Below are 621 nucleotides of genomic sequence, written 5' to 3' on the forward strand. Positions count from 1 at the left end.
GACCTGATCGTGGGCACCGAAGAGGAGTTCCACATCGCGGGCGGCTCGACCAATACGGTCGAGGCGCTGCGCACGGTGCGCGGGAACTCGAAGGCGACCTTGGTGTGCAAGCGGGGCGCTTTGGGCGCGGTGGCGTTCGAGGGCGCGGTGCCGGACAGTCTGGACGATGGCCAGAGCGGTGAGGGCTTCCCTATCGAGGTGTTCAATGTTTTGGGCGCGGGGGACGGGTTCTTCTCGGGGCTTTTGAAGGGCTGGATGGAAGATGCCGGTTGGCCGACCACGCTGAAGTACGCCAATGCCTGCGGGGCCTTTGCGGTCAGCCGTCATGGCTGCACGCCGGCGTATCCAAGCCTGACCGAGCTGGAGTTTTTCCTGAAGCGGGGCGTTAAGCAGAAGGATCTGCGCAACGATCCGGAGCTGGAGCAGATCCACTGGTCCACCACGCGCCACACCCGCAATGCGGGGGACTGGTCGTCGATGCGGGTGTTTGCTTTCGACCACCGCCTGCAGTTGGAGGAGATGGAAGGGTATACGCTGGCCAAAGGTGGCGAGTTCAAAGAGCTGTGCATGAAGGCCGCCGTTCAGGTGCAGGATGGCCGGGATGGCTACGGCATTCTGTGT

Annotated in this window: 1 protein-coding gene; it reads left to right on the top strand. The window is 63.4% G+C overall.

The window, feature by feature from the left end; genetic code table 11:
- A partial coding sequence (locus tag HJ536_RS20685; protein ID WP_177159278.1) for a PfkB family carbohydrate kinase occupies positions 1–621 on the top strand: 621 nt, incomplete at both ends.

Origin of the sequence: Donghicola mangrovi, from assembly GCF_013377535.1 — a bacterium.
Taxonomy (GTDB): Bacteria; Pseudomonadota; Alphaproteobacteria; order Rhodobacterales; family Rhodobacteraceae; genus Donghicola; species Donghicola mangrovi.